Below are 16,242 nucleotides of genomic sequence, written 5' to 3' on the forward strand. Positions count from 1 at the left end.
GTGGGGTCCGTGGAGCCCGTGGGGTCTGTGGAGCCTGTGGAGCCCGTGGGGTCCGTGGCCGCGTCCACCCAGAGCGGACCCCGGACAACGGCCGCATCCCCCCAGGGCGAGCCCCTGGCGTCCGGGCAGCGCGCATGGTGAGAGCGCTCTCGGTCACGGCCGCGGCGCCGGCCGCCTGGCACGCCGACCCCTACACCGACGCCCTGCGCTCCGGGCGCGGTCCGCTGTTCCTGCGCAGACCCGACGGCTGGCTGCTGCCGCTCGAGGTCGAACGCTGGTGTGCGGAGCCGGACTTGGCGGACCGCACCGTGCTGCGCCGCTGCCGGGGCACGGTCCTGGACATCGGCTGCGGGCCCGGCCGCCTGGTGGCCGCGCTCGCCGCCGACGGGGTCGCGGCCCTGGGCGTCGACGTGAGCCCCGAAGCGGTCCGCCACACGCGCGACTGGGGTGGCAGCGCGCTGTGCCGCTCGGTCTTCGACCGGCTGCCGGGCGAGGGACGCTGGGACACCGCGCTGCTCATGGACGGAAACGTGGGCATCGGAGGCGACCCGGCGAAGCTGCTCGACCGGGTGGCCCAACTAGTCGCCCCTGAGGGCCTGTTGATGGTGGAGACGGCCCCGTACGAGATCGACGAGCGGCTCCGGGTCAGGGTCTCCGACGCGCACGGCGCGGCGGGCGGCGACTTCCCCTGGGCGAGGCTCGGTACGAACGCGCTGCTGTCCTGCGCCCGCCCCCTGGGCTGGCGTGCGGCCGGGCGCTGGACCTCGGCGGGCCGCACGTTCGTGGCTCTGCGGCGCGGCTAGTCACCTACCGCCGCGCGACGTGCGAAGGGGCGGAGCGGGGAGTGAACCCCGCCCCGCCCCAGGGGCGTTCAGGTCAGCTGACGTTGACCGCCGTGTCGTCGATGACGAACGACGTGGCCAGGCTGCTGTCCTCCACACCGTTGAACTTGAGGGTCACCGTCTGCCCCGCGTACGAGGAGAGGTCGAAGGACTTCTGCGCGAAGCCGGTGTTCTTGTTGAGGTTGGAGTAGCTCGCCAGAGTGGTCGAACCGGCCGTCACCGTCAGCTTGTCGTAGGCGGTGGTGGTCGTCGTCTCCTTGGTGTCGATGTGCAGGTAGTAGCTGAGGGTGGCGTGGCAGCCGGCCGGGATGCTCACCGTCTGGGACAGCGAGTCGGTGTGGCTGGAGCCGTACCCGTCGAGCCATGCCTTCCACGAGCCGGAGTGCGCGGCCTCGCCGCTGGAGTTGTCGACGACGCCCGAGGTCGCGGACCAGGGAGCGGCGCTGCCGGTCTCGAAGCCGGGGTTGCCGAGCAGCTGGGACGCGGTGCAGCCGCCGCCCGACGTGGTCACGGTCCAGGTGAAGGACGTCGAGCCGCTGGCGTTGGTGGAGTCCTTGGCGGTCACGGTGACGTTGGAGGATCCGGCGGCGGTCGGCGTGCCCGAGATGAGGCCGGTCGAGGCGTTGATGGAGAGGCCGGCCGGGAGGCCGGTGGCGCTGTAGGTCAGCGACTGGCCGCTGCTGGAGTCGGTGGCCTGGATCTGGAGCGAGACCGGGGTGTTGACCTGCGTCGACTGGTTGCCCGGGTTGGTCACCGACACGGTGTTGCCGGTGCTGGTGCCGCCGGTGAAGGCCGCCGTGCCGTTCGGGGTGCCGAGGCCGGTCGGGCCGTCGTAGCCGGCGGCCGCCTTGCACAGGTAGGCCGGGCTGCAGCTGCCGTTGGCGCCGGAGGTGACGTCGTTGAGCGAGGAGGTGTGGGCGTACGGGTAGGACGCCGGGTTGGTGTTCGCGGCGGGGGTGCCGGCCAGCGCGTACACACTGGCGATGATCGGCGAGGAGGCGCTGGTGCCGCCGTACACGTTCCAGCCGGTGGCCTGGTAGCTGTCGTAGACCGCGAGGCCGGTGTTGGGGTCGGCGACCGCGGAGACGTCGGCGACGGTGCGCTTGGCGCAGCCGGTGTCCTTCTGCCAGGACGGCTTGGGGTCGTACGCCGAGCAGCCGGAGCCCGCGCCCTCGCCGCCGGAGCTGGAGCCCCAGACCGACTCGGACCAGCCGCGCGTGGTGCTGGCGCGGCTGAGCGAGGTGCCGCCGACGGAGGTCACGTACTGGGAGGCGGCGGGGTATTCGACGCCGTAGCCGCTGTCACCGGAGGACACGGTGATGGCGACGCCCGGGTGGTTGAAGTAGGAGGCGTCCGAGCTGGGGTCGGTCGAGTCCTCGCTGCCGCCGTAGCTGTTGGAGACGTACTTGGCGCCCATCGTCACCGCGCGGTTCACCGCGGCACCGAGGTCGTCCATGTTCGCCGAGTTCGCCTCGACGAGCAGGATGTGGCACTGCGGGCAGACGGCACTGACCATGTCGACGTCGAGAGAGATCTCACCGGCCCAACCCGCGTCCGCCGTCGGGTAGTTGGTGCCGCCGTTCTGGTCGGCCTTCTTGAAGCAGCCGTTGGCGGTGGTGCACGCGGGCAGCCCGTACTGGGAGCGGTACGTCGCCAGGTCCGACTCGGCGTTCGGGTCGTCCTGCGCGTCCACGATCGCCACGGTCGCACCGGCACCCGCACTCGACGACAGGGCGTACGCGCTCTGCAGGTCGGTGGGGCCGTAGCCGGAGGGAGCCGCGGCCGGGGATATGCCGAGGTGATGCTGCACGTCGGTGCGGGCCAGGGCCAGGCAGGACATCATGCCGGCCTTGGCGGGCTGGGCACACAGGCGCTGGACGTTGGCGGGCTGGGCGTTCGCGCCGTCGGTGGCCGCGGCGACGGACGGGGCGACGGCGATGAGTCCGCCGGTGACCAGTGCCGCGGCGGACAGCGCGGCGGTGGCGGCCCTGCGGGTGAATCCGGGGAGGCCGAAGGGTCTCTTCGAGTACAAGGAACTGCCCTCCATGGGGGGTTGGTTCGCCGGATCGGGGCGAGCGGAGGTGCCGGGACGAGGGTGTTCGGCGGAGCGGATCCGGCGCGTTCGGCAGTACGTGTGCGATGCGATCGGCGGTGCGCGTGCCATGTGTTCGGCGGTACGGGTGCGAAGCGCTCAGCGGTACGGGTGCGATGTGCTCAGCGGTGCGCGTGCTGAGCGATCAGCGGTACGCGTGCGATGCGATCGGCGGGTGCGTGCAGGGCGATCGGCGGTACGCGTGTGGTGCGATCGGCGGTGCGGGCGCGGCACGTGCGGCGGTACGTGGGTGCACATGATCAGCGGTGCGGCTTTGCGGGATCAGTGCGGGACGGTGGCACCTCGCGGAGACTGCCACCCGCTCAAGTGGTGGCAGGGACGAAGGTAGCGACGGCCGACGGGGGCGACAACAGCGTTAGGCAAGCCCGAGGCAAAGCCTTTCCCTCGAAAGGGGATGGATCACCAAGGGGGCGGGCGGCCGCGTTCCCGAGGATCACGGGGCTGCCCGGAGCCGGGTGTACGTGTATACGGTGGCGGGCAGCTTGCCGAGGGAAGACGCACATGGAGCCGGACGGGGATGCGTATGGAGCCGGATGAGGGGTCGGTCAACGACCTCGTGGAGCTGGGCCTGTCCCGCTACGAGGCACGGGTCTATCTCGCCCTCGTCAGGCGTGACTCCTACACCGCCGCGCAGGTGGCGCGGGAGGCGGAGGTGCCCCGGCAGCGCATTTACGACGTCCTCGACGGGCTGGTGCGCGCCCAGTTGGCGGTGGCTCACCGGGGCCGGGTCGCCACGTTCACGGCGGTCGCTCCGGAGCTCGCGCTCACCCGCCTGATGAACCGTCAAAGGGAGTCCCTGGAACGGCTGGAGAAGGTCTCGGCAGGACTCACCTCGATGCTGCTCCCCCTCTGGGCGGACGGCCGTGCGCATACCGATCCCCTCGACTACATCGAGGTGCTGCGCGACCAGCGGCAGATCGCCGAGCGCTTCGCCGACATCCAGGAGCAGGCCGAATCCGAACTCCTCACGTTCTGCATGCCGCCGTTCGTCGCCCCGGCCGCCAACACGAGCGGCATCAAGGCGACCCGCCGGCTGCGCCGGGACAAGGGCACGGTACGGGCCGTGTACACGCACGACGCGCTGGCCGACGAGGAGGTCCTGGAGAACGTGCGCCGCTTCGCCGAGGCGGGCGAGGAAGCCCGCTTCGCGCAGCACTTGCCGCTCAAACTGGTCATCGCCGACGCCTCGTTGGTGCTGTGCGACATGCCGGACCCGGTCGCGGGGACGGGCGCGACGACCGCCCTGTACATCGAGCACCCCGCGCTCGCGGCCTGTCTGCGGCTGGCGTTCCAGAGCGTGTGGGAGGCGGCGAAGCCGAGGGGGGACGCGGACCGGGACACGGACTGAGCAGGAGCGCCGCTCGGGCGGCCTCGCTCATCAACTCCGTTTCTGGTGGCGGCTGTTCAGGCTGCCCCGCCCCCAACGCGCCACACCCGTCAGCACCGCGACGACGGCCACCACGGCCAGGGAGACCAGCAGACCCCGCACGTAGTTGAGCGGCAGCACCGAGGAGTTGGCCGTCGGGAGCGGGCGGAGCAGGAGCGGGAGCGCGATCAGGGTGAGGCAGCCCATGGAGAGCAGCGCCCCGCGCAGCAGGCCGCGCTTCTTCAGGCCGCCGAGCAGCAGGCCTGCGGCGAGGACCAGCGGCGCGATCACCCCGTCGTGCAGGACGACGGCCCCGGCCAGCCAGATCAGCACATCCCAGTGCGTGCTCTGGCCCCAGAGCAGCAGCCCGCCGAACGCCATGAGCGCGAGCCCCGCCGCGCCTAGCAGCGTACGCATCACAGCACCTCCAGCCGGGTGACCCACTTGGTCTGCAGGACACCGGGGCGGTTCGGCGCGATGACGCGGGCCGGGTAGCCGTGATCCGGCGTCAGGACGCGCCCGTTGAGCTTGAGAGCGAGCAGGGTCGACGGGTCGTGGGCGTACTCGCGGCCCATCTCCATCACGCGGTACGCGCCGTACCGCTCAAGGGACACCACCCGCACCCGTGCGTCCGGTGGCGCCCCGGCCCGGCGCAGCAGATCGGTCATGCGCACGCCGGTCCAGTGGGCGGACTTGCTCCAGCCCTCGACGCAGGCGATGGGCAGGACGGATTCGTACTGGGTGAGGGCGGCGAGTTCATCGAGGGTGAGGGTGTAAGGGTTCGGCCCGTCCACCCTCAACCGGTAGACGGAGAGGTCGACTTGGGCCACTCCGGCCGCCACGGCGGTCCGGTTGACCGGGAGCCCTTCGGGTCCGTGGTCGGGGTGGCGCGGGGCGAGCAGGTCGAGGGCCTTGAGCGGGGTGAGGGACTGGCCGACGGTCGTGAGGGTGACCGCGCCCACGGCGGCCGCCACCCCGGTCAGGAGCGAGCGCCGGTCGGGCCCGTCACCTGCGGGAAGGGCCAGAGTTCCGGCTGACGCACGACCCCAATGTGCCCTGATCTGCGGGTACTTGACGGCGATGTGCAGCAGCAGCGCGCCGGCGAGCAGCCAGGCCACGGCGAAGTGCACGGGCACGAACGAGAACGGCCAGGGGTACCACTGCACGGTGTTGAGGAGCCCTGTGAACAGTTCGAAGACCGCGCCGGCGACGAGGACCGCGACCGAGAGCCGCTCCAGGGCGTGGCGCACGGAACGCACCGGAGGCCAGGCGAACAGCCTCGGGTACACCGTCCACAGCTTGGCGAGGAGCAGCGGGATCGCGGCGATGCCCGTCGCCACGTGCAGGCCCTGGGTGAGCCGGTAGCCCCACAGGGGCCTGCTGGGCAGCTCGTCGGCCAGCCAGCCTGGCGGGTGCTGGAGGTAGTGGCTGACGAGTCCGGTGCCGAAGCAGACCGCGATCGCGGCGCCCAGCCAGCGGCCGATCGAGGTCGCCGTGCGGGCGTCGTGCAGTCGGCCCCGGAAGGTGGGCGGCCGCACCGCGGGGAGTCGTGGCTTCATGTCCCCATCCCACCGCGACCCGCCCCCGTTCCGGGCGGTTGGACACCTTACGGTTCTCGAACGCCGGCGTCCGGCAAGGGAATGCGATGACGCGATTAATACCGTGACAGGCTGCGGACATCCGGTTAGGATCTTCGGGCAGCATCGCGTGTCGGTCACCGGCCGGGTGAGACATGGAGGTGTCTGTGAGATGCCCGTTGGAGGCATTCCACCGTGTCAGTACAGTTGAATCACACGATCATCTTCGCCCGCGACAATCGGGTTTCCGCCGAATTCCTCGGAGAAATCCTGGGTCTTGAGGTCGGGAAGCAATGGGGCCCGTTCATCCCCGTCTCGACCAGCAATGGCGTCACTCTCGATTTCGCGACGGCACCCGAGGGAACCGAGATCACACCGCAGCATTACGCGTTCCTCGTGTCCGAGGAGGAATTCGACGCGGCATTCGAGCGGATCAAGTCGATGAAGCTCCCGTTCTTCGCCGATCCGCATCAGCAGCACCCGAATGAGATCAACCACAACGACGGCGGGCGCGGGGTGTATTTCCCGGATCCGGCCGGACATGGAATGGAGCTTCTGACCGTTCCGTACGGCGGCTGGAAGTAATGCTCCGGGCCGCCCCCGCGGCCACGCCGAACCTTACGGTTCGCGGACGGCGGGGGCGGCCTGCCGCCCTGAGCGGCCCGGAGCTGGGAGGCTCACGGGGTGACTCATGGATCCACCGTTCGCACCTCCGCCCTGCTCGCCGCTCTCACCGCGGTACTCGCTCTCACCGTCCTGCATGACGGTTACAACACCGACCCGGGCGGGCTCTCCTGGTGGTACGCGGCCTCCTGGCTGCTGTTCGCCGCGGCCGCCTGGTCGCTGCGCACGGTTCCGGTGCGCAGACGTGCCGCGCTGATCGTGGCGGGCGGCATCGCCGTCGCCTCGACGGGACTGCTCGCTCCCCCGCGCACCAGCACCGACTCCTACCGGTACGCCTGGGACGGCCGGGTGCAGGCGGCCGGGATCTCGCCCTACGACCATGCGCCGCGCGACCGCGAGCTGGCCGGGCTGCGCGACCCCTGGCTGTTCCCGACGGATCCGGCGCAGTGCGCGCTCCCCGACCACGCCCGGGTGGACGGCGGCTGCACCCGCCTCAACAGGCCCTCGGTGCACACCATTTACCCGCCGGTCGCCGAGGCGTACTTCCTTCTGGTGGACGAGATCTCGCCCGGCGCCGCCCGTATCAAGCCGCTCCAGATCGGCGGCGCGCTGTGCGCTGTGGGCACCACGCTCGTCCTGGTGCGTCTGCTGCGGCGGCGGGGCCCGGACGGGGAGCCGGGCTCGGTGTCGGGCGCCGCGTACTGGGCGTGGTGTCCCGCCCTGCCCGTGGAGGCGGTCAACAACGCCCATGTCGACGTCCTGGCAGTCCTGTTGACGGTCGCGGGGCTCGGCGCGCTGGCGGCTGGGAACGGCCCTGGGAGCGCGATCAGCCGACGGCGTGCCGCGCTGGGCGGGGCTCTGATCGGCGCCGGCGTCGCGGTCAAGATGCTGCCCGCCGTGGTGCTGCCCGCCGTGCTGCGACGGCGGCCGGTCACCGTGGTGCTCTCGACGGCGGGCCTGATCGCGCTCTCCTACCTCCCCTATGTGCTCGCCTCGCACTCCTCCGTGTTCGGCTACCTCGGCGGCTACACCGAGGAGGAGGGGTACGACGATCCCGGCGCGCGCGGTCGGTTCGCGCTGCTGCGCCTCGCGCTGCCCCCGAGCTGGTCCCTGCCGGTGACGCTCGTCGTGCTGCTCGCGCTGACGGTCCACGTCCTGCGGCGCGGAAGGCCCGAACGCCCGTGGTCGGGAGCCCTGTTGCTGCTCGGTTCGGCCTTCCTGCTCCTCACCCCGGGCTACTCCTGGTACGCCCTGCTCCTGGTCGCCCTGGTGGCGCTCGACGGGCGCTGGGAGTGGCTCACGGTCGCGGGAGCGGGGGCGGCCTGCTATGTGACGGCCCGGGCCGCGCCGGGATTCCCGGTGGCGACGACGGCGTACGCGATCGCGGCCGGTGCGGTCCTCGCGGGCTGGGCGCTGCGCCGGCGGCTTCGCCGGGAGCGGAGCTCGGGCAACGCCGCCGAGGCACTGCCACAGGGGCGGGTTAGTGTCTGAGGTATGACAACTGCCGCACTCCCGACCGGAGTCGGGCCGATGCTGCGCGGCTGGCGCGAGCAGCGCCGGATCAGCCAGCTGGAGCTCGCGCTGCGCGCCGACTCGTCGGCCCGGCACATCAGCTTCGTCGAGACCGGCAGGTCCCGCCCGAGCGAGGAGATGATCCTGCGGCTCGCCGAGCACCTGGACGTACCGGTCCGCGAGCGCAACGCGCTGCTCCTGGCGGCCGGTTACGCCCCGCACTACGCGCAGACCCCGTTCGACGATCCGTCGATGAGCTCCCTGCGCGAGGGGATGGAGCGGCTGCTCCAGGCCTACGACCCCTACCCCGCGCTGATGGTGGACGCCACCTACACCGTGCTCGCCGCCAACCGTGGCATGGGGATGCTGCTCGACGGCGTGGCCCCGCATCTGCTCTACCCTCCGGTGAACGCCATGCGGCTCACCCTGCACCCCGAGGGCCTCGCCCCGCGCATCCGCAATCTCGCGCAGTGGCGCGGCCACCTCCTGGAGCAGATGGAGCGGCAGATCGCGTTGCTGCGCAGCGACACCTTGCGCGAGCTGTACGAGGAGGTCGCCGCGCACCCGGTGCCGGCGGACGCGCAGGAGCCGGGGGATGCGGGAGCCCACCCCGCGTTCCCCTTCGCACTGCCCCTGCGCATCGAGCACGCGGGCACGGTGCTCTCCTTCGTTTCCACCATCGCCACGTTCAACACACCGATGGACGTCACCGTCTCCGAGCTGGCCATCGAGACGTTCCTGCCGGCCGACCCGGAGACGGCGAAGCACCTTCAGTCGTTCATGCCGTAGCCGTAGCCATATCCGCAGCCGGAGCCGGTACGCGGTCCAGGAACCCGGCGACGGAACGGATCCGGCCGTCCTCGGCGAGAGCGATTACATCGAATCCGGCGACGGGCGCGGAGCCGTCGGCCACCGACACCAGCTCCCACCCGAAGCGGGCGATGTCGTGGTTCCCGTCGACCGCGCCGAGCAGCCGGAACTCGAACCCCGGGAACTGCGCCCGCGCCCCCGTGATCACGGCGGCGACCCCTTCGTGTCCGGCGACCTCCGCGAGCGGGTCGGTGTAGCTCCCGTCCTCGGTCCACCCGGCCGCGACGGCCTTGGCGATGCCCTCGGCAGAGTCGGCGTTCCATGCCTCGAAGTAGCGGGCGACGGCGGTCTCGTAGCGGTTCTCGGACATGGAAATCAGCCTCCGTGAAGTACGTTCTTCCTGGTCGGAAACCCGGGACCCGACCGGAGTGCGCCGCCCGGGTCCCGATGTCCCCAACTCTGCCGGGAGGCGGGCCAGGGGTCGATTACTCCGGAAGTAATGCCGGGATGCGGCAGGCGCGGCGAAGAGCGGCGGAGGTACTGCGGTGAACGACAGCACGCCTGAACACCTTCCGGGCATCCCGGGCGGCACCGGCGGCACAGGTGGGGGCGGCACGGACGGCTCGGGTTCCGGCGACTCGGGATCGGACGGGCTCGTCTGGTACGCCTCGTACGGCTCCAACATGCATCTCGACCGGCTCGCCCACTACATCGAGGGCGGGCGTCCGGCGGGGGCGGCCCGGTCCTACCCGGGGTGCCGGGACCGGCGGCCGCCCTCCCGGTCGGTGCCGGTGGAACTCCCGGGAGCGCTCTATTTCGCCACCCGGTCCCCCGTGTGGCGGGGCGGCCGGGCCTTCTACGATCCGGGGGCGGAGGGGCTCGTGTACGCGCGGGCCCATCTGGTGACGGTCAGTCAGTTCGCTGACATCGCGGCGCAGGAGATGTACCGGGAGCCCGGAGCGGACCTGGACCTCGGCGACGTCCTGAGCACTGGGCGGTCGGCCCTCGGCGAGGGACGCTACGAAACCCTCGTCCGTACCGGCCGGCTGGACGGGCGGCCCGTCCTCACGTTCACCGCCCCCTGGCGCATGGACGAGGTGGACTGGACCGCACCCTCCGCCGCCTACCTCAGGTACTTGGCGGAGGGATTGATGGAAGCGGGCGCCTGGGACGAGGGCGCGGTGACCGCGTATCTGGCGGCGTGCCCCGGCGCGGAGGGCGTGTGGACCGAGCGCGCTGTCGCCAACCTCCTGACGGGATGACCACTTCACCAACTCGCCTGCTAGATAGGCGAGTTGACGACTGTCGCGTCCCGCGACGAACCGCCGACACCACCTTCGTACGCTTGGGGTGGCAGCGCGGGCCCTCGCACGGCCCCCGGCGCCGGGTTCAAACGGGGACGTCGCTGAGGGGGATTACGGAGATGACGGACATCGCGGGGAGCTTGCGGGTGACGGCGACGTCGGCGTCGGGCGCGCTTGAGCTCAGGCCCTGGCGGGCGGACGACGCCGGGACGGTGATCGAGGCCTACGGCGATCCCGAGATATCCCGCTGGACCACCAAACCGATCGCGAACCTTCAGGACGCGCGGCGGTGGCTCGACATCCAGCGGCGGGGGATGGAGAACGGGACCCGCCTCTCCTTCGCCGTCTGCGCGGAGCAAGCGGAGCAAGCGGATCGAGTGGACCGGGAGGACCGGGAGGACCGGGAGGACCGAACGGGCCTGCTGGCCCACGTGGATCAGACGGGCCAGGTGGCCCGAGTGGGTCGGGCGGGTCAGGAGGGCCGGGCCGGCCGGGCGGGCGAGACGGGTCAACTCGGGCCTCAGGGCGGCATCGTGCTGGGCAACATCAGCCTCAGGTGGACCGAGGCCACCGGCCCCGAGCTCGCGGAGGTCGGCTACTGGGTGATGGCTCACGCGCGCGGGCAGGGCGTGGCACCCCGCGCCGTGGAAGCGCTCTCAACGTGGGCGTTCGAGGCTTTCGCGAGCGACGGCCTCCGGCGCATCCAACTGATCCACCAGGTCGACAACCTCGCCTCGTGCCGCGTGGCGGCGAAGACCGGCTACCGCTTCGAGCGGATCCTGCCGGCCGAGCCGCCCTACCCACGGGACGGCCACCTCCACCTGCGCGAGGCGGGCTGACCGGCCAGGAGGCGTGGGGGCCGGCCCTGCGAGGCGAGCCCACGCCGTACTCGCCCGTCCCCCGTACGGCCCCGCGTTCGGGCGTTCGGCGGCATCCGGATGGCAAGATCTCCCGAATTGTTGGGTTCGGCATTCCTGGAGTCCTATGTCCGGCTGGTCACGCTCCCGTATCCGCTACGGTCTCGCGGCGCTCGCCGCCGCGCTCTCCCTCGGGTTCGCCGCCCCGGGGCCCGTTCCGACGCCCGCCGATCCGTACCCGGGTCCCTATTGGGTGAACCCGGCGGGCCCGGCCGCCGAGCAGGTCGCCGAGTACCGGCGGGCCGGCCGGGACGCCGACGCGGCGCTGATCGAGCGGATCTCGCTGCGGCCGCAGGCGACCTGGTCGCACGCGGAAGGGGTCGAGCAGCAAATGCGCGACCTCACCGGCGCCGCCGGGCGCGCCGGACGGGTCCCGGTGCTCGTCGCGTACAACATCCCCTACCGCGACTGCGACGGCGAGTCGCGGGGCGGCGCCGAGGACGCGGCCGCCTACCGGACGTGGGTGGACGCGTTCAGGCGTGGCGTCGGCGACCGTTCGGCCGTCGTGATCGTCGAGCCGGACGCGATCGCCCACCTGGTGAACGGCTGCCCGGGCGCGCCGTCAGCCGAGCGCCTGTCGCTTCTCGCCTACGCCGTAAGGGAGTTGAAGCGCGGGCCCGCGACGAAGGTGTACCTGGACGCGGGGCACTCCGGCTGGATCACCGACCAGTCCACTCTGCTCGAACCGCTGCGGCAGGCGGGGGTCGAGCAGGCGGACGGCTTCTCGCTCAACGTCTCCTCGTTCCAGACGAACGCGTCCAGCGCCGAGTACGGTCACCGGCTGTCGGCCGCGCTCGGCGGCAAGCACTTCGTCGTCGACACCAGCCGCAACGGCAACGGCCCCTACTCCGGCACCGACAACTGGTGCAACCCGCCCGGCCGGGCCCTCGGCACCCCGCCCACGGCGGCCACCGGGGACGCGCTGATCGACGCCTACCTGTGGATCAAGCGCCCCGGCGAGTCGGACGGCACCTGCCGGGGCGGCCCGGGAGCGGGGCGCTGGTGGCCCGAGTACGCCCTGGGGCTGGCGCGCGCGACGCCCGCGTAACCCCGCGGGTGATCACGTCGCAGCCGTGGGAGCGCTCTCGAACCCCACCCTGGCCGCTCCGCGCGCCCGACCGCGCCGCGAACAGGGCCGGGGGTGGGCGCCTGAGAGCGCTCTCAGGCGCCCGCCCCGGCTCCTCTCCTAGCCGGCCTGCCGGTCGTCCTGGCGCGGCTGCCGTACGCGCTCGTCCTCGCCCTCGGCCGGGTTCGCCCCGTCCTCGGGGACACCGGTCCCGGCGGGCCGTACGCGCGCGGCTTCGGCGCGGATCATGGCGTTGAGCGCCGTGAAGGGGTCGATGGGCATGGCTGAACCACCTTGCTGTGTACGTGAGTTGGCTGTCCGACCTGGTTCCGTACGGAACCGTCAGCAGCGCAGCACCACACAGCGGACGCCCGTGGCCGTGGCAGGCCTACGGGCGTCTTCGTTCGGGGCGGAGGGCGGCACCGGCTCGGGCCGCCCGGTGTCGAGCGCCGAGGGGAGGGCCGGCCGCGCGATCCGGCTCGATTGCACGGGGAGTACGGCGTCGGCCGCGTCCGGCACGCTCTCATTGGACGGTTCGGGCGCCATCGACGCCTCGGCCGAACCCACCGTCCGCCCCTCGCACGCCTGCACGCCGGGCGCTGCCCCGAACAGCGCGCCGAGCACCATCAGCACCACGAGGGCGCGGCGCAGGGTGGCGAGGGAGGCGGACGGCACGAGGACAGCTCTGCCCAGCGGCGCCGGTGACGTGCGCGGATCCGGGGCAGATCCGCTCTACCGGGTGACTCCCGTTGACGTATTGACCCCGGTACGCCGACTCGACCCCGCTGCGGCGACGAGGACGCCACGTGCCGCGTGGACGTGGGCCTCACGCCACGCGCCGCCCCCGCGCGCGGTCCAGCGGGACCGGCGAGGGCGGAGTCGTGGGTCGAGGCCGCTCGCGGGGCTAGGTCCCCGGCGGGGGGTTCTGCGGCCGGTCGGTACCCAGCTGCTCGTTGAGCTTCTGCTGGGCCGTGTCGACCTGGCTCTGGTACTTGTTGCCGGTCTTCGCGTCGAAGGCGTCACCGGCCTTCTCGACGCCCTGGCGCGCCTGGTCCGGGTGGCCCTTGATCAGACCCTTGAGCTTGTCGAGCATCGACATATCTGCCTCCTTGCGGATGCTGGCACACCCAGCATCCGCGCATTCGGCGGGGTTCGCACCCCCAGGGGCCGTCCGGCCCGGGGGCGGGCGGAGGCACTGACGGCACACTCGCGTGCGCACGGCACGCGCTAGTGGCCCTTGCCGATCGTGAGGCCCGTGCCGGAGGCGGTCGCCACGATGCCGTTCTTCTCGACGCGCACGCCACGCAGGTGCAGGTCCCGGGCCTGCTTGGGGAGCGTGAAGGAGAACGACAGGCGGTCGGACAGCTCCGGGGGCCGCATGGCGAGCAGGCCGGCCAGCAGCTTCGGGTCGATGCCTACCTTGGACAGCAGCCAAGGGTGATCCACCACCACGTCGACGAGGTTGACGTGGGTCAGCTGCTCGGCGAACCGGGGCGTGCCGACCAGTTCGTGGAGCTTCTCCTCGTTGTGCAGGGCCAACGAGACGTCCTTGTCCGGCACTCCGAGCCGTTTCACCACGGCGGGCACCGCGAGCATGGCCTTGGCGCGGGCGGTGTCGCGGCTGATCAGTTCGGCGGTCTCGCGGTGCAGGGTCAGGCCCCGGTCGCGGCCCGGCCGGTAGGTGGCGATGCCGGGCATGTCGAGGCTCATGCCGTCGATGTCCGTGGACAGACCGTGGTCGCCGACGAGTCGCAGCTGGGCCTCCGCGCTGACGCGCAGCTCCTGGCCCGCGATGGTCAACTTGCCGTCCGCACCGACCGAGTTGTCACTGCGTCGGCTGAACTTGACCTGGGATGCGGCCAGTTCACGGTTCATGTCGTCGAAGGAGAGTGTGATCTCGCCGTTCAGGCGGCCGATGACGGCCCCGCTGATGTCGCTCGGCAGATCGCCCGTCAGCTGGATGTCCTGGGCGCCGGCCCGCACCTTCGCCAGCGAGATCCGGTCGGCGGGCACGTGCGGCACGGTGACGTCCACGCGGTGCAGGCGCTTGTCGAGGACCTGGGTGAGGAAGGGGAAGCCGTGGATGTCGACCTGGGGCGCGGCCTCCAGATGCAGTTCGGACTGCAGCTCCTGCTGCGCCTTCTTCTCCGCGTACATCACCGCGCACCGGTCTCCGAGGACCAGGAATCCGGCGCCCACCGTCAGGGCGACGAGCAGTTTGGCGGTGCGGGGCACGGCGGCGAGCAGGCTGCTGCGGCGCCGACGGCCACGCCGTGTGCGGCGCCCGGCGCCGGGGCGGCGGCGGCTGCGCGGCGAGGCGAAGAAGTCGTCGCCGGGGCCGGTCCGCGTGCCCTCGAAGGGGTGTGCCTCGGGTCCCGGGACGGGCTCGCCCGGGGCGTCCGCCGGGGCGCGGCCGGGTATCGCCTGCGGTATTTCCTGGGTGCTGTGAGCGCTCTCCCGGGGGGAGCGAGCGGTTTCCCGGGCGGTGTGAGCGGGGTCGGTCCAGGACGGGTCGGCCGGGTGGGGGTCCGGCTCGGGGTCGGCCAGTGCGGCCAGTTCGTCATAGGGGTTGCGGTAACGGGGGTGCATGCGGGTGGGGGTTCGCATCGCCTCATCCCACCACACATGATCCACTCGCACGCAACCGCTACCGCCGGTACGTCCGTTATGCCCCGGACCCCGAGGCCCGCGCACCCGCTCCGGGACCCGAAGGCGTGGTGAACAACACGTCAGTCGGCGGCCCTGGCCTCGCCGTGCTGCTTGCGGGCGGCCATCCAGGCGTACACGAGGACGCCCGCGAAGAGGAACAGGACGCCTTGGTAGACGGCCTCGTAACCGGAGCCCGCCACCAGCCACATGGAGAAGCCGAAGGCGAGTACGGCGAGGACCGCGTCGCGCACCAGACGGGAACGGCTGACGCGCTCCGACTGGCCGGAGGCGAGGAAGTAGATCTGGGCGGCCGTCGACAGGAGGTAGGGGACGGTGGCCGTGAAGGTGGTCACCAGGACCAGGATCTCGAAGACGCCCTTGGATCCCGCCGTGTAGTTGTAGACGGTGAGGAGCGAGGCGAGGACGGCGGTCACGAGGACGCCGACGGTCGGAACGCCGCGCTTCTTCCTGCCGAACACCTGCGGGAAGAGGCCGTCCTTGGCGGCGGCGTACGGGGTCTGGGCGCTGAGCAGGGTCCAGCCGTTGAGGGCGCCGACCATGGAGACGAGGGCGGCGAGCGCGACCGCGGTGCCGCCCCAGGAGCCGCCGAACATGGAGTTCACGGCATCCGTGAAGGGCGCGGTGGAGCCGACGAGCTCGTCATGCGGGACCGTGCCGAAGATGGAGAGCGTTCCCAGGAGGTAGATCACGGCAGCGCCCAGCGTGCCCAGGATGGTGGCGCGGCCGACGTTGCGGCGCGGGTCGCGGACCTCGCCCGCGCTGACGGCGGCGGACTCGACGCCGAGGTAGCTGAAGAGCAGGATCGCGGCGGACGCGGAGATCGCGCCGAGCCCGGACTGGCCGCCCGCCTGGAAGGGGCCGAGGTTCGCCGGGTCGAAGAAGAAGAGGCCGCCCACGGCGACCAGGAGCAGTGGGGCGAACTTCAGTACGGTGGCGACGAGTTGGACCGCTCCCACGTACCGGGTGCCCGCGAGGTTGGCGAGCGCCGGGAGCCACTGGAGCAGCAGGGCCGCGGTGATCGTCGCCGCCTTGGACCCGTGTACGGGTATGAGGACGTCGAGGTAGCCGACGGCGGCGACCGCGAGGGCAGCGTTGGAGACCCAGGTGGTGATCCAGTAGGACCAGGCGGCGAGGAACCCGGCGAAGTCGCCGAAGGCCGCGCGGGCGTAGACGTAGGGGCCGCCGGTCTGGGGGTGGCGTTCGGCGAGCCGGCCGAAGACGAGGGCGAGCGCGATCGCTCCGGCGGTGAGCACGGCGAACGCGACCAGGCTGATGGTGCCGAACGGCGCGACGGAGGCCGGCAGCAGGAAGATCCCGCCGCCGATGATGTTGCCCATGACCAGCGCGGTGGCGACCGGCAGGCCGAATTGCCGGGCGTGCTTGCTCTGGGTTTCTGGCGTGGTCATGACGGGGTGGCAGGCCTCTCGTACGGGACAAACCT

17 protein-coding genes are annotated in these 16,242 nt (G+C 71.8%); 8 read left to right on the forward strand and 9 right to left on the reverse strand.

Translation table 11 applies throughout. The annotated features are described in order from the left end of the window. Nucleotides 1-134 precede the first annotated feature (134 nt). Entirely contained in the window at nt 135-803 is a 669-nt protein-coding gene (locus ACFYZA_RS33090) for a class I SAM-dependent methyltransferase (protein ID WP_382598443.1), read from the forward strand. Nucleotides 804-876: 73 nt separating this feature from the next. On the opposite strand, the gene ACFYZA_RS33095 is transcribed toward ACFYZA_RS33090, so the two are convergent. Next, nucleotides 877-2,874, reverse strand: coding sequence for a putative Ig domain-containing protein (locus tag ACFYZA_RS33095; protein WP_388494354.1), 1,998 nt, complete (start codon nt 2,872-2,874; stop codon nt 877-879). Nucleotides 2,875-3,472: 598 nt separating this feature from the next. On the opposite strand from ACFYZA_RS33095, the gene ACFYZA_RS33100 reads away from it, so the two are divergent. Further along, entirely contained in the window at nt 3,473-4,303 is an 831-nt protein-coding gene (locus ACFYZA_RS33100; protein WP_388494355.1) for a TrmB family transcriptional regulator, read from the forward strand. Between the two features lie 30 nt (nt 4,304-4,333). Here the strand turns inward: ACFYZA_RS33100 and ACFYZA_RS33105 are convergent, their stop codons facing one another. Both ACFYZA_RS33105 and ACFYZA_RS33110 read right to left on the reverse strand, forming a co-directional pair. Then, on the reverse strand, nt 4,334-4,738 hold the full coding sequence (locus ACFYZA_RS33105) for a hypothetical protein (protein WP_388494356.1): 405 nt from the start codon (nt 4,736-4,738) through the stop codon (nt 4,334-4,336). Continuing rightward, nucleotides 4,738-5,880, reverse strand: coding sequence for a molybdopterin-dependent oxidoreductase (locus tag ACFYZA_RS33110; protein ID WP_388494357.1), 1,143 nt, complete (start codon nt 5,878-5,880; stop codon nt 4,738-4,740). The genes ACFYZA_RS33105 and ACFYZA_RS33110 overlap by 1 nt, the downstream gene beginning before the upstream one ends. A gap of 213 nt (nt 5,881-6,093) precedes the next feature. On the opposite strand from ACFYZA_RS33110, the gene ACFYZA_RS33115 reads away from it, so the two are divergent. From ACFYZA_RS33115 to ACFYZA_RS33125, 3 genes are all read left to right on the forward strand, one after another. Beyond that, nucleotides 6,094-6,483 (forward strand): VOC family protein, encoded by a 390-nt coding sequence (locus ACFYZA_RS33115; RefSeq protein WP_388494358.1) that lies wholly within the window; start codon nt 6,094-6,096, stop codon nt 6,481-6,483. Between the two features lie 99 nt (nt 6,484-6,582). Continuing rightward, a complete protein-coding gene (locus ACFYZA_RS33120; protein WP_388494359.1) occupies nt 6,583-8,013 on the forward strand; it encodes a glycosyltransferase 87 family protein in 1,431 nt (476 codons plus the stop codon). A gap of 3 nt (nt 8,014-8,016) precedes the next feature. After that, nucleotides 8,017-8,823, forward strand: coding sequence for a helix-turn-helix domain-containing protein (locus ACFYZA_RS33125; protein WP_388494360.1), 807 nt, complete (start codon nt 8,017-8,019; stop codon nt 8,821-8,823). Here the strand turns inward: ACFYZA_RS33125 and ACFYZA_RS33130 are convergent. Beyond that, complete coding sequence (locus ACFYZA_RS33130; protein WP_388494361.1) at nt 8,813-9,214, reverse strand: nuclear transport factor 2 family protein; 402 nt, start codon at nt 9,212-9,214, stop codon at nt 8,813-8,815. The genes ACFYZA_RS33125 and ACFYZA_RS33130 overlap by 11 nt on opposite strands. 313 nt (nt 9,215-9,527) lie before the next feature. On the opposite strand from ACFYZA_RS33130, the gene ACFYZA_RS33135 reads away from it, so the two are divergent. From ACFYZA_RS33135 to ACFYZA_RS33145, 3 genes are all read left to right on the forward strand, one after another. Next, on the forward strand, nt 9,528-10,106 hold the full coding sequence (locus ACFYZA_RS33135) for a histone deacetylase (RefSeq protein WP_388494465.1): 579 nt from the start codon (nt 9,528-9,530) through the stop codon (nt 10,104-10,106). Nucleotides 10,107-10,267: 161 nt separating this feature from the next. Further along, nucleotides 10,268-10,987, forward strand: coding sequence for a GNAT family N-acetyltransferase (locus ACFYZA_RS33140; protein WP_388494362.1), 720 nt, complete (start codon nt 10,268-10,270; stop codon nt 10,985-10,987). Between the two features lie 145 nt (nt 10,988-11,132). Continuing rightward, nucleotides 11,133-12,113, forward strand: a complete 981-nt coding sequence (locus ACFYZA_RS33145; protein ID WP_388494363.1) for a glycoside hydrolase family 6 protein — start codon at nt 11,133-11,135, stop codon at nt 12,111-12,113. A 138-nt stretch (nt 12,114-12,251) separates the two neighbouring features. Here ACFYZA_RS33145 and ACFYZA_RS33150 read toward each other — a convergent pair whose 3' ends face one another. The 5 genes from ACFYZA_RS33150 to ACFYZA_RS33170 all read right to left on the reverse strand — a co-directional run bounded on the left by ACFYZA_RS33150 (nt 12,252) and on the right by ACFYZA_RS33170 (nt 16,207). After that, a complete protein-coding gene (locus ACFYZA_RS33150) occupies nt 12,252-12,413 on the reverse strand; it encodes a hypothetical protein (RefSeq protein WP_382598467.1) in 162 nt (53 codons plus the stop codon). Between the two features lie 60 nt (nt 12,414-12,473). Next, entirely contained in the window at nt 12,474-12,806 is a 333-nt protein-coding gene (locus ACFYZA_RS33155; protein WP_382598469.1) for a hypothetical protein, read from the reverse strand. A 229-nt stretch (nt 12,807-13,035) separates the two neighbouring features. Then, nucleotides 13,036-13,230, reverse strand: coding sequence for an antitoxin (locus ACFYZA_RS33160; RefSeq protein ID WP_161257105.1), 195 nt, complete (start codon nt 13,228-13,230; stop codon nt 13,036-13,038). 128 nt (nt 13,231-13,358) lie between these two features. Next, the gene (locus tag ACFYZA_RS33165) at nt 13,359-14,738 is read right to left on the reverse strand and encodes an LmeA family phospholipid-binding protein (protein ID WP_388494364.1); all 1,380 of its coding nucleotides are present in this window, start codon (nt 14,736-14,738) and stop codon (nt 13,359-13,361) included. Nucleotides 14,739-14,860: 122 nt separating this feature from the next. Continuing rightward, entirely contained in the window at nt 14,861-16,207 is a 1,347-nt protein-coding gene (locus ACFYZA_RS33170) for an amino acid permease (RefSeq protein ID WP_388494365.1), read from the reverse strand. Nucleotides 16,208-16,242 lie beyond the last annotated feature (35 nt).

Source organism: Streptomyces sp. NPDC001828 (assembly GCF_042892175.1).
Classification (GTDB): Bacteria; Actinomycetota; Actinomycetes; order Streptomycetales; family Streptomycetaceae; genus Streptomyces.

What these genes read in the sequence shown, in the direction of transcription:
- ACFYZA_RS33090 (WP_382598443.1), top strand. Translation starts at nt 135, where the DNA reads ATGGTGAGAGCGCTCTCGGTCACGGCCGCGGCGCCGGCCGCCTGGCAC.
- ACFYZA_RS33100 (WP_388494355.1), top strand. Translation starts at nt 3,473, where the DNA reads ATGCGTATGGAGCCGGATGAGGGGTCGGTCAACGACCTCGTGGAGCTG.
- ACFYZA_RS33105 (WP_388494356.1), bottom strand. Translation starts at nt 4,738, where the DNA reads ATGCGTACGCTGCTAGGCGCGGCGGGGCTCGCGCTCATGGCGTTCGGC.
- ACFYZA_RS33110 (WP_388494357.1), bottom strand. Translation starts at nt 5,880, where the DNA reads ATGAAGCCACGACTCCCCGCGGTGCGGCCGCCCACCTTCCGGGGCCGA.
- ACFYZA_RS33125 (WP_388494360.1), top strand. Translation starts at nt 8,017, where the DNA reads ATGACAACTGCCGCACTCCCGACCGGAGTCGGGCCGATGCTGCGCGGC.
- ACFYZA_RS33130 (WP_388494361.1), bottom strand. Translation starts at nt 9,214, where the DNA reads ATGTCCGAGAACCGCTACGAGACCGCCGTCGCCCGCTACTTCGAGGCA.
- ACFYZA_RS33135 (WP_388494465.1), top strand. Translation starts at nt 9,528, where the DNA reads ATGCATCTCGACCGGCTCGCCCACTACATCGAGGGCGGGCGTCCGGCG.
- ACFYZA_RS33140 (WP_388494362.1), top strand. Translation starts at nt 10,268, where the DNA reads ATGACGGACATCGCGGGGAGCTTGCGGGTGACGGCGACGTCGGCGTCG.
- ACFYZA_RS33145 (WP_388494363.1), top strand. Translation starts at nt 11,133, where the DNA reads ATGTCCGGCTGGTCACGCTCCCGTATCCGCTACGGTCTCGCGGCGCTC.
- ACFYZA_RS33150 (WP_382598467.1), bottom strand. Translation starts at nt 12,413, where the DNA reads ATGCCCATCGACCCCTTCACGGCGCTCAACGCCATGATCCGCGCCGAA.
- ACFYZA_RS33160 (WP_161257105.1), bottom strand. Translation starts at nt 13,230, where the DNA reads ATGTCGATGCTCGACAAGCTCAAGGGTCTGATCAAGGGCCACCCGGAC.
- ACFYZA_RS33165 (WP_388494364.1), bottom strand. Translation starts at nt 14,738, where the DNA reads ATGCGAACCCCCACCCGCATGCACCCCCGTTACCGCAACCCCTATGAC.
- ACFYZA_RS33170 (WP_388494365.1), bottom strand. Translation starts at nt 16,207, where the DNA reads ATGACCACGCCAGAAACCCAGAGCAAGCACGCCCGGCAATTCGGCCTG.